This window comes from Pseudomonas sp. R5-89-07, from assembly GCF_003851685.1.
In the GTDB taxonomy this organism is placed as follows: domain Bacteria; phylum Pseudomonadota; class Gammaproteobacteria; order Pseudomonadales; family Pseudomonadaceae; genus Aquipseudomonas.
Map to the genome: position 1 here is coordinate 1,083,032 of NZ_CP027727.1, position 13,996 is coordinate 1,097,027.

11 protein-coding genes are annotated in these 13,996 nt (G+C 61.5%); 10 read left to right on the forward strand and 1 reads right to left on the reverse strand.

What is annotated here, in order from left to right; all coding sequences use genetic code 11:
* Positions 1 to 19: 19 nt before the first annotated feature.
* From mreC to tldD, 7 genes are all read left to right on the forward strand, one after another.
* Positions 20 to 1,123 (forward strand): rod shape-determining protein MreC, encoded by a 1,104-nt coding sequence (mreC, locus tag C4J94_RS04855; RefSeq protein WP_124385148.1) that lies wholly within the window; start codon positions 20 to 22, stop codon positions 1,121 to 1,123.
* Positions 1,123 to 1,611 (forward strand): rod shape-determining protein MreD, encoded by a 489-nt coding sequence (gene mreD / locus C4J94_RS04860; RefSeq protein ID WP_043048570.1) that lies wholly within the window; start codon positions 1,123 to 1,125, stop codon positions 1,609 to 1,611. Before mreC ends, mreD begins: the two co-directional genes overlap by 1 nt.
* A gap of 50 nt (positions 1,612 to 1,661) precedes the next feature.
* Positions 1,662 to 2,258: a nucleoside triphosphate pyrophosphatase gene (locus C4J94_RS04865; protein WP_124385149.1), complete on the forward strand. Its 597-nt coding sequence runs from the start codon at positions 1,662 to 1,664 to the stop codon at positions 2,256 to 2,258.
* A 71-nt stretch (positions 2,259 to 2,329) separates the two neighbouring features.
* On the forward strand, positions 2,330 to 3,787 hold the full coding sequence (gene rng, locus C4J94_RS04870; RefSeq protein WP_065885774.1) for a ribonuclease G: 1,458 nt from the start codon (positions 2,330 to 2,332) through the stop codon (positions 3,785 to 3,787).
* A gap of 76 nt (positions 3,788 to 3,863) precedes the next feature.
* The gene (locus C4J94_RS04875) at positions 3,864 to 7,679 is read left to right on the forward strand and encodes a YhdP family protein (RefSeq protein WP_124385150.1); all 3,816 of its coding nucleotides are present in this window, start codon (positions 3,864 to 3,866) and stop codon (positions 7,677 to 7,679) included.
* 48 nt (positions 7,680 to 7,727) lie between these two features.
* Entirely contained in the window at positions 7,728 to 8,576 is an 849-nt protein-coding gene (locus tag C4J94_RS04880) for a carbon-nitrogen hydrolase family protein (protein ID WP_124385151.1), read from the forward strand.
* Positions 8,577 to 8,592: 16 nt separating this feature from the next.
* The gene (gene tldD, locus C4J94_RS04885; RefSeq protein ID WP_124361304.1) at positions 8,593 to 10,035 is read left to right on the forward strand and encodes a metalloprotease TldD; all 1,443 of its coding nucleotides are present in this window, start codon (positions 8,593 to 8,595) and stop codon (positions 10,033 to 10,035) included.
* A 45-nt stretch (positions 10,036 to 10,080) separates the two neighbouring features.
* On the opposite strand, the gene yjgA is transcribed toward tldD, so the two are convergent.
* Entirely contained in the window at positions 10,081 to 10,602 is a 522-nt protein-coding gene (gene yjgA / locus C4J94_RS04890) for a ribosome biogenesis factor YjgA (protein ID WP_017138246.1), read from the reverse strand.
* Between the two features lie 108 nt (positions 10,603 to 10,710).
* Here yjgA and pmbA point away from each other — a divergent pair, with 108 nt between their 5' ends.
* The 3 genes from pmbA (at position 10,711) to C4J94_RS04905 (ending at position 13,970) form a co-directional block, all read left to right on the forward strand.
* Positions 10,711 to 12,057 (forward strand): metalloprotease PmbA, encoded by a 1,347-nt coding sequence (gene pmbA, locus C4J94_RS04895; RefSeq protein WP_124385152.1) that lies wholly within the window; start codon positions 10,711 to 10,713, stop codon positions 12,055 to 12,057.
* 148 nt (positions 12,058 to 12,205) lie between these two features.
* Positions 12,206 to 12,601: a FagA protein gene (locus C4J94_RS04900; RefSeq protein WP_124385153.1), complete on the forward strand. Its 396-nt coding sequence runs from the start codon at positions 12,206 to 12,208 to the stop codon at positions 12,599 to 12,601.
* A complete protein-coding gene (locus C4J94_RS04905) occupies positions 12,594 to 13,970 on the forward strand; it encodes a lyase family protein (RefSeq protein WP_124385154.1) in 1,377 nt (458 codons plus the stop codon). The genes C4J94_RS04900 and C4J94_RS04905 overlap by 8 nt, the downstream gene beginning before the upstream one ends.
* The last annotated feature ends 26 nt before the right edge of the window (positions 13,971 to 13,996 follow it).

Sequence of the window (13,996 nt, forward strand, 5' to 3'; positions counted from 1 at the left end):
TGCCTGGGAGGAGCGGCCTATTAAACCGCTCTTCGCCAAAGGCCCCTCATTGGGCGTGCGCTTGTTGGTGCTGACCGTGCTTTCGGTCGCGCTGATGGTGGTCGATGCCCGCTTTGCGCTGCTCAAGCCTGTGCGTAGCCAGATGTCGCTGGTGTTGATGCAGACTTACTGGATCACTGACCTGCCGCAACGTCTCTACCAGGGCGTGGCCAGCCAATTCGGCAGCCGCACCGAACTGGTGGCCGAGAACGAAAAACTCAAGACCGAAAACCTGCTGCTGCAGGGCCGCATGCAAAAACTCGCGGCCCTCACCGAGCAGAACGTTCGGCTGCGCGAGTTGCTCAACTCTTCGGCGTTGGTCAACGAAAAGGTCGAAGTGGCCGAATTGATCGGCATGGACCCCAACCCCTTCACCCATCGCATCATCATCAACAAGGGTGAGCGCGACGGTGTGGTGCTCGGTCAGCCGGTGCTCGATGCTCGCGGCCTGATGGGCCAGGTGGTTGAGTTGATGCCCTATACCTCGCGCGTCTTGCTCTTGACCGACACCACCCACAGCATTCCGGTGCAGGTCAATCGCAACGGCTTGCGCGCGATTGCCAGCGGCACCGGTAACCCGGAACGCCTGGAGTTGCGGCACGTGGCCGACACCGCCGACATCAAGGAAGGTGACCTGCTGGTCAGCTCCGGCCTGGGGCAGCGTTTCCCGGCGGGTTACCCGGTGGCGACGGTCAAGGAGGTCATCCACGATTCCGGCCAGCCGTTTGCCATTGTGCGTGCCGTGCCGACTGCCGCGTTGAACCGTAGCCGCTATCTGCTGCTGGTGTTCAGCGACAACCGCACGCCGGAAGAGCGCGCCAATGACGCCGCGCAGGCCCAGGAAGCGGAAGACAAGCAGAACGGCACCACGCCTGTGATTCCTGCCACCGTGCCGAAACCGGCTTTTGTTGGGCCACCCGCACCTGCGGCCATGCCGGCTGCACCGGCAACCGCAGCGCCAGTCGCTACACCGGCCAAGCCGGCGGCACACAGCGCACGCCCGGCGAAACCTGCTGCGACCACCGCGCCTGCGGCCAGGCCCGCGGCAACCGCCCCGGCCACCACGCGGCAGAGGGAGGAATAATGGCCAGTACTCATTCGCGCAATGGCTGGATTGTCTGGCTGACCTTTGCCATCGGTTTGCTGCTCAGCGTTTCGCCGTTGCCACAATTCATGGAAATCCTGCGCCCGCTCTGGCTGGCCTTGCTGTTGGCGTTCTGGTCGTTGAACCTGCCGCACAAGGTGGGCATGGTCACGGCCATGTGCCTGGGCTTGGCCGAGGATGTGCTGTATGGCACCTTGCTGGGCCAGAACGCGCTGATCCTGACCCTGATTACCTTCCTGGTGCTGTCGTTGCAGCAGCGCTTGCGCATGTTCCCGATGTGGCAGCAGTGCTTGGTGATTTTGGTGATCTTCGGCCTGGCGCAGTTGGTTCAGCTCTGGCTCAGCGCCTTGACCGGCAATCGCCAACCCACCCTGGCGCTGGTGTTGCCGGCGCTGGTCAGCGCCTTGCTGTGGCCCTGGATCAGTTTCGGCCTGCGTGGGTTACGTCGTCGCTATAAAATCAATTGATGGATCGCGAGGCTCTGCCTGGTCATCGAACCCTACAGGGAGAGTCTGCAATGAATGTGCTTTATCTGGCCTCGGGCTCACCGCGGCGACGCGAGTTGCTGACCCAGATCGGCGTGCCTTTCACCGTGGTCAGCGCCGCTATCGATGAAACGCCTCTTACTGACGAACCCCCCGTTGCCTATGTCGAGCGCCTGGCTCGAAGCAAGGCGGCGGCGGGTTTGGCTGCGCTCCAACAAGCCGCTGGCGTCTGCGTATTGGGTGCCGATACCGCCGTGATCGTGGATGGCAAGATTCTTGGCAAACCGGTGGACCAGGCCGATGCCTTGGCGATGTTGATGGCCTTGGCAGGGCGTGAGCATGAAGTCCTCACGGCCATCGCCCTTACCGACGGCCAGCGCTGTGAAACCCGATGTGTGAGCAGTCGCGTGGGGTTTCGTGAGATTTCTGTCCAGGAGGCTACGACTTACTGGCACAGTGGCGAACCCCAGGACAAAGCCGGCGGCTATGCTATCCAGGGGCTGGGCTCGGTGTTCGTGAGCGGACTCAATGGCAGCTATTCCGCCGTGGTCGGCCTGCCGGTGTGCGAAACCGCGCAACTGCTGGGCCAATTCGGCATACCCTGTTGGCAAAACCTTACCGCGCGCTGAACGCCTTTACTTGCGCGCCAAGCCATAAGCGATCGGTCACTATTGTGAAAACGCCTGAACGAGACCCAGCCATGAGTGAAGAGATTCTGATCAATATCACGCCGATGGAATCGCGCGTGGCGGTGGTAGAGAACGGTGTTCTGCAAGAAGTGCACGTAGAGCGCACCCAGAAGCGCGGGATCGTCGGCAACATCTATAAAGGCAAGGTGGTGCGCGTATTGCCGGGCATGCAGGCGGCTTTTGTCGATATCGGCCTGGACCGTGCCGCGTTTATCCATGCTTCGGAAATCTCCCTGCGCGAAGGCCCGGCGGTGGAAAGCATCAGCGCGCTGGTGCACGAAGGGCAGAGCCTGGTGGTGCAAGTCACCAAGGACCCCATCGGTTCCAAAGGCGCACGGCTGACCACTCAGCTGTCGATCCCTTCGCGCTACCTGGTGTACATGCCGCGTACCGCCCATGTCGGTATTTCCCTCAAGATCGAGGACGAGGCCGAGCGTGAGCGCCTGAAGAAAGTGGTCAGCGATTGTGTCGCCGCCGAAGGCATCAAGGAAGCCGGCGGTTTTATCCTGCGCACCGCCGCCGAGGGCGCGGGCGCCGATGAAATTCTCATGGATATCCGCTACCTGCGGCGTCTGTGGGACCAGATCGCGGCGCAGATCCAGACCATTGGCGCGCCAAGCGTGATCTACGAAGACCTTGGCTTGGCGTTGCGGACTTTACGCGATCTGGTCAGCCCGAAAATCGAGAAAATTCGCATCGATTCGCGGGAAACCTTCCAGCGCACAACCCAGTTTGTTGCCGAACTGATGCCGGAAATCGCCGACCGTCTGGAGCACTATCCGGGCGAACGGCCAATATTCGACCTGTATGGCGTCGAAGACGAAATCCAGAAAGCCCTGGAACGCAAGGTCCCGCTCAAATCCGGTGGCTATCTGGTGGTTGACCCGGCGGAAGCCATGACCACCATCGACGTCAACACCGGCGCATTCGTGGGGCACCGCAATCTTGAAGAAACCATCTTCAAGACCAACCTGGAAGCCGCCACTGCGATAGCGCGCCAACTGCGCCTGCGCAACCTGGGCGGCATCATCATCATCGACTTCATCGACATGGAAGACGGCGAGCACCAGCGCCAGGTGCTGCGCACCCTCGAAAAGCAGCTGGAGCGCGACCACGCCAAGACCAACATCATCGGCATCACCGAACTGGGCCTGGTGCAGATGACCCGCAAGCGCACCCGCGAAAGCCTTGAACAAGTGCTGTGCGAACCCTGCAGCAGCTGCCAGGGGCGCGGTAAATTGAAGACCCCGGAAACGGTTTGCTACGAGATTTTCCGCGAAATTCTACGAGAGGCACGCGCCTATCAGGCTGAAGGTTATAGAGTGCTCGCCAACCAGAAAGTGGTCGATCGCCTGCTGGACGAAGAGTCGGGCAACGTCGCTGAACTGGAGGGGTTTATCGGCCGCACCATTCGTTTTCAGGTCGAAACCATGTATTCCCAGGAACAATACGACGTGGTGCTGCTCTGATCCCCATTCGTTTTTCCTTTCCGAGACCGACAGGCATTGACCCGTGGTCCGATTACCGCTTTGAGGGTCGCCTGACATGGAGCGTCTGATACGCTTTTTTGCCGCTTTGACCCGTTGGGGGCTGGGCCTTTGCGCGTTGCTGCTGGTATTGGCGGCGGTGTACGTGAGCCTGGGGCGTGAGTTGATCCCGCTGGTGGCCGAATACCGTGCTGAAGTCGAAACCAAAGCCCAGGCTGCGGTGCAGATGCCCGTGCATATCGGTAGCCTCGAAGGCCGCTGGAGCGGCTTTGCGCCAATAGTGCTGGCCCATGACGTGATGGTCGGCGAGGGCAACAGTGCCTTGCGCCTGGATCAGGTCGAAGTGGTGCCCGACCTTTGGGCGAGCCTGATGGCGCGTGAAGTACGCATCGCCCATCTGCAGGTCAGCGGCTTGCAGTTGAGCGTCAAGGAAGATAAGGACGGCCACTGGGCGCTGCAAGGCTTGCCGGTGCAGGACGACCAGCCCCTGGACCCGCAACAGCTGCTCACCCGCATGCAGATGGTCAAGCGCGTGTCGGTGCTAGACAGCCAGCTGACCCTGCAACCGTTCGACCGGGCGCCGGTGACCGTGACGTATGTAGGCCTGAGCCTGCACACCGGTATGAGCAGGCAGCGCCTGGATGCGCGCCTGACCTTGCCCGACGGCCAACCGCTCGCCTTGAGCCTGCGTAGCCGCATCCGCGCCAGCCAATGGAAAGACGCTGAGGTCGAGGCCTACCTGAGCCTTCCCCAAAGCGACTGGGCCAAGTGGATTCCCTCCACGTTGACCCAGCAATGGAAGCTCACCCAGCTCAAGGCCGGCGGTGAGTTCTGGCTCAGTTGGGCCAACGGCACCGTGCAAAGCGCGGTGGTGCGCCTCAATTCGCCGCAGGTAAAAGGCAGTTACGCCGAGCGCAAGCCGGTGCATATCGAAAACCTGGCCCTGACCGCTTATGTGCAACGCAGCGACGGTGGCCTCAAGGTGCTGTTCGATTCGCTGGCGATGAACATCGGGGACACCCGTTGGCAATCGCGCCTGCAACTGCAACAGAGCCTGGCGAACGATAAAGATCAGGAAGTGTGGAAGCTGCAGGCCGACCGGCTCGACCTTACCCCCATCACGCCCTTGCTCAATGCCCTGGCACCGTTGCCGGAAGGCTTCGCCAAGGCTGTCGAGCAGTTGAAAGCCACCGGCCTGTTGCGCAACGTGCTGGTGGATTTCCGACCCCAGGACACCACCGATCAAAAAGTCAGTTTTGCCGCCAACCTTGAGCGTGTCGGTTTTGATGCGTACTTCGGCGCGCCGGCTGCACGTAACGTGTCCGGCAGCATCAGTGGCGACCTGGGCCATGGCGAGTTGCGCATGGACAGCAAGGACTTTTCCCTGCATCTGTTCCCGATCTTCGCCAAGCCATGGCAGTACATCCAGGCCAACGCGCGCCTGACCTGGAAGCTGGACAAGCAGGGCTTCACCCTGATCGCGCCGTATATCAAGGTGCTAGGGGAGGAAGGCAACGTTGCGGCGGACTTCCTGATTCGCCTGCATTTCGACCATAGCCAGGAGGACTACATGGACCTGCGGGTCGGCATGGTCAATGGCGATGGTCGTTTCACCCCCAAGTACTTACCGGCGGTGTTGAGCCCGGCGCTCGATGAGTGGTTGCGCACGGCGATCCTCAAAGGCGCGGTCGACGAAGGCTTTTTCCAGTACCAGGGCTCCCTGAGCCACAACGCGCCGCCGGCCTCGCGCAATATCAGCCTGTTCTTCAAGGTGCATGATGCCGAGCTGGCCTTCCAGCCGGGTTGGCCGCACGTGAGCAAGGTCAACGGTGAGGTGTTCGTCGAGGAGAGCGGCGTGCGCATCCTGGCCAGCAAGGGTCAATTGCTTGATACCCAGGTCAAGGACGTCTACGTCAACATCCCCCACGCGCCAACCGGCAAGGACAGCCACCTGCTGCTCACCGGTGGGTTTTCCGGTGGGTTGGGCGATGGTTTGAAAATCCTACAGGAAGCGCCTATCGGCACCGCATCCACCTTCGCGGGCTGGAAGGGCGAGGGCGACCTGCAGGGCAGCCTGGATCTGGATGTGCCGTTGGCCAAGGGCACAGAGCCCAAGATCGTGGTCGACTTCAAGACCGACAAAGCGCGCCTGCAACTGGCGGAGCCCACCCTGGACCTGACTCAGCTCAAGGGTGACTTCCGGTTCGACAGTGCCAAAGGCTTGAGCGGCCAGAATATTTCGGCCCAGGCGTTCGACCGTCCGATCAACGCGCAAATTTTTGCCGAGGGCAAGCCCGGTAATATCAGCACCCGCGTGACCGCCAAGGGGCAGGTGACGGTCAAGCGGCTCACGGACTGGTTGAAAATCAGCCAGCCGCTGCCCCTGTCCGGCGATATCCCGTACCAGCTGCAAGTGATTCTGGACGGCGCGGACAGTCAGCTGATGGTCAGCTCCAATCTCAAGGGCGTCGCGGTGGATCTGCCGGCGCCGTTCGGCATGCCGGCGAGCCAGGGGCGTGACAGCACGTTCCGCATGACCTTGCAGGGCGCTGAGCGTCGTTACTGGTTCGATTACGGCGAGTTGGCGAATTTTACGTTTGCGGCGCCGCCGGATAACTTCAACGATGGCCGCGGCGAACTGTTCCTCGGTGATGGCGATGCGGTGTTGCCTGGCGCGAAGGGCCTGCGCATTCGCGGGGTGCTCTCCGAGCTGGACATCGACCCGTGGAAAAAACTCGCGAACCGTTACGCCGGAAATGATCCGGGCGGCAGTGCCAAGCAGCTGCTCAGCGGCGCCGATTTCAAGGTAGGCAAGCTGACCGGTTTTGGTACGCAGTTCGACCAGGTCAAACTGCAACTGGATCGCAAGCCTGTGGCCTGGGGCCTGCAGTTCGACAGCCAGCAAGCCAAGGGCACGGTGAATCTGCCCGACGCCAAAGGCGCGCCTATCGCCATCAACCTGCAGTACGTGAAGCTGCCTGCGGTCGATCCGACCGTACAGGCGGACGAGAACGCGCCGGACCCGCTGGCCGATATCGACCCCAAGGATATCCCAGCAATGGATATCGCCATCGATCAACTGTTCCAGGGCCCGGACCTGGTGGGCGCGTGGTCGCTGAAAATCCGGCCGACCGCCAAGGGCCTGGCCTTCAACAACCTGGCCCTGGGCCTCAAAGGCATGCAGCTCAACGGTGCCGGTGGTTGGGAAGGCGCGCCGGGGGCCAGCAGCAGTTGGTACAAAGGGCGGTTGGACGGCAAGAACATTGCCGACGTGCTCAAGGGTTGGGGCTTTGCGCCCACAGTCACCAGCGAGGACTTCCATCTGGACGTGGATGGCCGTTGGCCGGGTTCGCCCGCCTGGGTCGGGCCCAAGCGGTTCTCCGGTAGCCTGGATGCAGCGTTCCGTAAAGGCCAGTTCGTGGAAGTGGAGGGCGGCGCCCAGGCACTGCGGGTGTTCGGCCTGCTTAACTTCAACTCCATTGGCCGCCGTTTGCGCCTGGACTTCTCCGACCTGCTCGGCAAGGGGCTGAGCTACGACCGGGTCAAGGGCTTGCTGGCCGCCAGCGATGGTGTGTTCGTGACCCGTGAACCCATCACCATGACCGGGCCGTCCACCAATCTTGAGCTGAACGGCACCCTGGACCTGGTAGCCGATCGCGTTGATGCCAAGTTGCTGGTGACGCTGCCGGTCACCAATAACCTGCCCATCGCGGCGTTGATCGTCGGCGCACCGGCCATTGGTGGCGCGTTGTTCCTGATCGACAAGTTGATCGGCGACCGGGTGTCGCGCTTCGCCAGCGTGCAGTACACCGTGCAAGGCCCCTGGAAAGACCCGAAAATCACCTTCGACAAGCCATTTGAAAAGCCAAACTGAGAGGCGGTGGAGTAGCATGGCCCCATGCCCTTTATGGAGTGTCGGCCCATGTCCTTTGCGGTAATCCAAATGGTCAGCCAGAGTGATGTGCTGGCTAACCTGGCCCAGGCACGCCGCCTGCTGGAACGAGCGGCGGCGGATGGCGCCAGGCTTGCGGTACTGCCGGAAAACTTCGCCGCCATGGGCCGCCGTGACATGGCCGATATCGGTCGCGCGGAGGCCTTGGGTGAAGGTCCGATCCTGCCATGGTTGAAACAGACCGCTCGCGACCTCACCTTATGGATAGTGGCCGGCACCGTGCCGTTGCCCCCCAGGGACCAACCGAACGCCAAACCCAACGCCTGTTCGCTGCTGATCGACGACCGCGGTGAAATCGCCGCTCGTTATGACAAGCTGCACTTGTTCGATGTGGATGTGGCGGATGCCCGGGGTCGTTATCGCGAATCCGACGACTATGCTTTCGGAAGCAACGTGGTGGTGGCGGACACGCCGGTGGGGCGACTGGGGCTGACGGTGTGTTACGACCTGCGCTTTCCTGAACTGTACAGCGAGCTGCGTGCGGCCGGGGCTGAGTTGATCAGCGCGCCCTCAGCGTTTACGGCGGTGACCGGCGCTGCGCATTGGGACGTGCTGATTCGTGCACGTGCCATCGAGACCCAGTGTTACCTGCTGGCGGCTGCCCAGGGCGGTGTGCATCCGGGGCCACGAGAAACCCATGGGCATGCAGCGATTATCGACCCTTGGGGGCGTGTATTGGCTCAACAGGATCAAGGCGAAGCGGTGTTAGTGGCCGAACGCGACAGCAATGAACAGGCGTCGATACGGGCGCGCATGCCGGTGGTCAATCACCGGCGCTTTTTCTCGCAGGGCGCACAGCGACCTGCTTCAGAACGATGAATTTAAGGCCAAACCTATGAGCGAGTTGTTGTCCTCAGTCAGTGAACACCTCCTGGCACCCGGTGGCGTGACCATCGAAAGTCTGCAAACCGTGCTGGGCGACCTGGCCGGCCCCGGAATCGACGCGGCCGACCTGTATTTCCAGGGGCAGATTTCCGAGTCCTGGGCGTTGGAAGACGGCATCGTCAAGGAAGGCAGTTTCAACCTTGACCAGGGCGTAGGTGTGCGCGCGCAATCCGGGGAAAAGACCGGTTTTGCTTATAGCAACGCCATTACGTTGGAGGCTCTGGGTCTCGCGGCGCGTGCGGCACGCTCGATTTCCCGCGCCGGCCAGAACGGTACGGTGCAGGCGTTCAGCACCCAGGACGTGGCGCAGTTGTACGCGCCGGACAATCCGTTGGAAGTGATCAGCCGCGCCGAGAAGGTCGAGCTGCTCAAGCGTGTCGACGCGGCGACCCGCGCGCTGGACCCGCGTATCCAGCAGGTGACCGTGAGCATGGCCGGGGTGTGGGAGCGCATCCTCGTCGCCTCCACCGACGGCGGGCTGGCGGCAGATGTGCGACCACTGGTGCGTTTCAATGTGAGTGTGATCGTCGAGCAGAACGGTCGCCGCGAGCGCGGCGGCCATGGCGGCGGCGGGCGTACCGACTACCGTTATTTCCTCGCCGAAGACCGCGCCATGGGCTATGCCCGTGAAGCGCTGCGCCAGGCACTGGTCAACCTGGAAGCGATTCCGGCACCGGCCGGCACGTTGCCGGTGGTGCTGGGCTCGGGTTGGTCCGGTGTGCTGCTGCACGAAGCCGTGGGCCATGGGCTGGAAGGAGACTTCAACCGCAAGGGCAGTTCCGCCTACAGCGGGCGCATGGGCGAGATGGTTGCGTCCAAACTGTGCACCATCGTCGACGACGGCACCCTGGCCGGTCGCCGTGGTTCGTTGAGTGTGGACGACGAGGGCACGCCGACCGAGTGCACCACCCTGATCGAAAACGGCGTGCTCAAGGGCTACATGCAAGACAAGCTCAACGCCCGCCTGATGGGCGTGGCACGCACCGGTAACGGTCGCCGTGAATCCTATGCGCACTTGCCCATGCCACGGATGACCAACACCTACATGCTCGGCGGCCAAAGCGATCCGGCAGAAATCATTGCTTCGGTGAAGCGCGGCATCTACTGCGCCAACCTCGGCGGCGGGCAGGTGGATATCACCAGCGGCAAATTCGTGTTCTCCACCAGCGAGGCGTACTTGATCGAAGACGGCAAGATTACCGCGCCGGTCAAGGGTGCGACGTTGATTGGCAATGGGCCGGAGGCCATGAGCAAGGTGTCGATGGTTGGCAACGACCTGTCGCTGGACAGCGGCGTGGGGACGTGCGGGAAGGATGGACAGTCGGTGCCGGTGGGCGTGGGCCAACCGACGTTGAAGATCGATGCGATCACCGTGGGTGGCACCGGGTCTTAAGCCCGCAAGCTTCGGGTGGCGAAGGTCGCCACCCGGGGAAGAGGATCAGCGCAGACCGCGTTGAGTCTCGTCCAGCTCACGGATGTATTTGAAGATTTTACGGCTGGTGGCCGGCGCCTTGTTATGCGCCTGTTCGTGTTGGGCCTGACGGATCAGGGAGCGCAATTGCTGGCGGTCCGCATCCGGGTAGTCCAATACGAATTTTTCCAGCACGGCGTCATCGCCCGAGATCAGGCGGTCACGCCAGCGCTCCAGGTTATGGAAGCGCTCGTTGTACTGGCGAGTGGAGGCATCGGTTTGATCGAGCAGGGCCAGAATGGCGTCAGTGTCCTGATCGCGCATCAGCTTGCCGATAAACATGATGTGCCGTTTGCGCGCGATATTCGCGGTGTGCTTAGGCGCATCGGCCAAGGCCCGACGCATTTCGTCGGTCAGTGGCAGTTTGGCAATCAAGTCCTTTTTGAGCGTTGTAAGACGCTCGCCAAGGTCAACCAGAGCATGCAGCTCACGTTTGACCTGGGTTTTGCTTTTCTCCCCATCGAGGGAGTCGTCGTAAGAATCAACCATGGTGGCAGTCCGCAAAGAAACGCCGCCATGATAACCAGTCGGGGGCCGCTTGTCCGGCCCGGTCGCTCGATGGCCTTAACCGAGAGCAGAATTTGAGTGGAGAAAACCATGAGTGCAGCCCAAAGCGTCGGTCCACAAGCGTTACCGGCACTGCAGGAACAAGTCGAGCAGATCCTTGCCGAGGCCAAGCGCCAGGGGGCCAGCGCCTGTGAAGTCGCGGTGTCGCTGGAGCAGGGGCTGTCGACTTCGGTGCGTCAGCGGGAAGTGGAAACCGTAGAATTCAATCGCGACCAGGGGTTTGGTATTACCTTGTATGTGGGCCAGCGCAAAGGTTCGGCCAGTACCTCGGCCAGTGGCTCTGAAGCGATTCGCGAGACCGTCGCCGCCGCGTTGGCCATTGCCAAGCACACCTCCGAGGATGAAAGCTCAGGCTTGGCCGACAAAGCACTGATGGCCAAGGATCTGCAGGATTTTGACCTGTTTCACGCCTGGGACATCACGCCCGAGCAAGCCATCGAGCAGGCGTTGACCTGCGAAGCCGCGGCATTCGACGCCGATCCTCGCATCAAGAACGCCGATGGCACCACGTTGAGTACCCACCAGGGTTGCCGTGTCTACGGTAACAGCCATGGTTTTATCGGTGGCTACGCTTCCACGCGTCACAGCCTCAGTTGCGTCATGATCGCCGAAGCCAACGGCCAGATGCAGCGTGACTACTGGTACGACGTGAACCGCCAAGGCGAGTTGCTGGCAGACCCGGTGAGCATTGGCCAACGGGCTGCGCAGCGTGCAGCCAGCCGTTTGGGCGCACGCCCGGTGCCCACGTGCGAAGTGCCGGTACTGTTTTCCGCTGAACTGGCCGGTGGCTTGTTCGGCAGTTTTCTCGGGGCGATTTCCGGTGGCAACCTGTACCGCAAATCGTCATTCCTGGAAGGCGCGATCGGCCAGAAGCTCTTCCCTGAGTGGCTGACCATCGATGAGCGTCCGCACCTCATGCGCGCCATGGGCAGCGCCTCGTTCGACGGCGATGGCCTGGCCACGTATGCCAAACCGTTCGTCGAGAAGGGCGAGTTGGTGTCTTATGTGCTGGGCACTTACGCCGGTCGCAAGCTTGGCTTGCCCAGCACCGCCAACTCCGGCGGCGTTCACAACCTGTTCGTGACCCATGGCGATGACGACCAGGCGGCGCTGCTGCGCCGCATGGGACGCGGCCTGCTAGTGACCGAGTTGATGGGCCACGGCCTGAACATGGTGACCGGTGACTATTCCCGCGGTGCGGCAGGATTCTGGGTGGAAAACGGTGAGATCCAGTTTGCTGTCCAGGAAGTAACCATCGCCGGCAACATGCGCGATATGTTCAAACAGATCGTTGCGGTGGGTAACGATCTTGAGCTGCGCAGCAATATTCGCACGGGCTCCGTGTTGATCGAACGGATGACGGTCGCCGGTAGCTGACCCGCAACGCTTCACCAAAAAAAGGCGCGCCATATGAATGATGGCGCGCCTTTTTTTGTGGCTCCGATAGAGAGGATTGAATCAGTCATCCTTGTTTGATTCTTAATATCATTTAATAATGAATATCATTACTGAATGAGTGTGGATCATGAGTTCTGTCTTGCATGAGGACCCGTACCTGGAAAGTTGGCGGTGGATGAGTCGTCAGATCCGTTGCGGGCTCGATCCTAATGAACCTCGCCTGATCGAACATTACCTCAGTGAGGGGCGCTACCTGGCGTGTTGCACCGCCACCCATCCATGGACCATCGCCGAAACGTCATTTCGCCTGCTCATCGATACCGCCAACGATATCGCGCTGCCCTGGCATTGGCGCTCCCTGTGCCTGGACCAGGCTTGGCGCCCACTGCGTGATCTGGAAAAACTCTCCCAGTGCGCCTGCCGCCTCAAGCGCTGGCAGGCCTTTGCCTGGCAATTGGCAACCTGCCAACTGCTGCCATCCCTCTCTCACTCCGACTTGGTGCAAGGATCTAACGATGAGTAATAGTCGTATCGAACGCGACAGCATGGGCGAACTGCAAGTGCCCGCCGAGGCCTTGTACGGTGCGCAGACCCAACGCGCGGTCAATAACTTTCCTATCAGCCATCAGCGCATGCCGGCGCAGTTTATCCGCGCGCTCGTTCTGGCCAAGGCCGCTGCTGCCAGGGCCAACGTCGACCTCAAGCAGATCAGCGAAGGGCAGGGCAAGGCGATTGTCGATGCCGCCCAAGGCTTGCTGGAAGGCGACTATATGCAGCACTTCCCGGTGGATATCTTCCAGACCGGCTCCGGCACCAGCTCCAACATGAACGCCAACGAAGTGATTGCGACCCTGGCCAGCCGTTTGCTGGGCGAGGTGGTGAACCCCAACGACCACGTCAACTGTGGGCAAAGCAGCAACGACATCATCCCGACCACCATTCACGTCAGCGCGGCGCTGGTGCTGCACGAGCAAACACTGCCGGCCTTGCTGCACCTGGTGCAGGTGATCGAGCAAAAGGCCGAAGCGGTTCACCCGTTCATCAAGACCGGCCGCACTCACTTGATGGATGCCATGCCGGTACGCATGAGCCAGGTGCTCAATGGCTGGGCACAGCAGCTCAAGGCCAATGTCGGCCACCTGCAAGACCTGTTACCGGCGCTGCAGGCGCTGGCTCAGGGCGGCACGGCGGTAGGCACCGGCATCAACGCACACCCTGAATTCTCTACACGTTTCAGCCAGCACTTGAGCCAGCTGACCCAAGTGAAGTTCACGCCGGGCAAGAACCTGTTTGCGTTGATCGGCTCCCAGGACACCGCCGTCGCCGTCTCCGGTCAGTTGAAAGCGACCGCAGTATCGCTGATGAAGATCGCCAACGACTTGCGCTGGATGAATTCCGGCCCGTTGGCCGGCCTCGGTGAAATCGAGCTGGAAGGCCTGCAGCCGGGCTCTTCGATCATGCCTGGCAAGGTCAACCCGGTGATCCCGGAAGCGACGGCCATGGTTGCCGCGCAGGTCATCGGCAATGACACGGTGATCACCGTTGCCGGTCAATCTGGCAACTTCGAGCTGAACGTGATGCTGCCGATCATCGCCCAGAACCTGCTCAGCAGCCTTCAATTGCTGGCCAATTCCAGTCGCCTGCTGGCGGACAAGGCCATCGCCACCTTCAAGGTGAATGAAGCCAAGCTCAAGGAGGCGCTGTCGCGCAACCCGATTCTGGTCACTGCCCTTAATCCGATCATTGGTTACCAAAAGGCCGCCGAAATCGCCAAGCAGGCGTATCAGCAGGGTCGCCCGGTCATCGATGTCGCCCTTGAACACACCGACCTGCCGCGTAGCCAACTGGAAGTCCTGCTGGACCCGGAAAAGCTCACGGCGGGCGGCGTGTAATCCCGACCCTGCTTTGGAGGCTCACT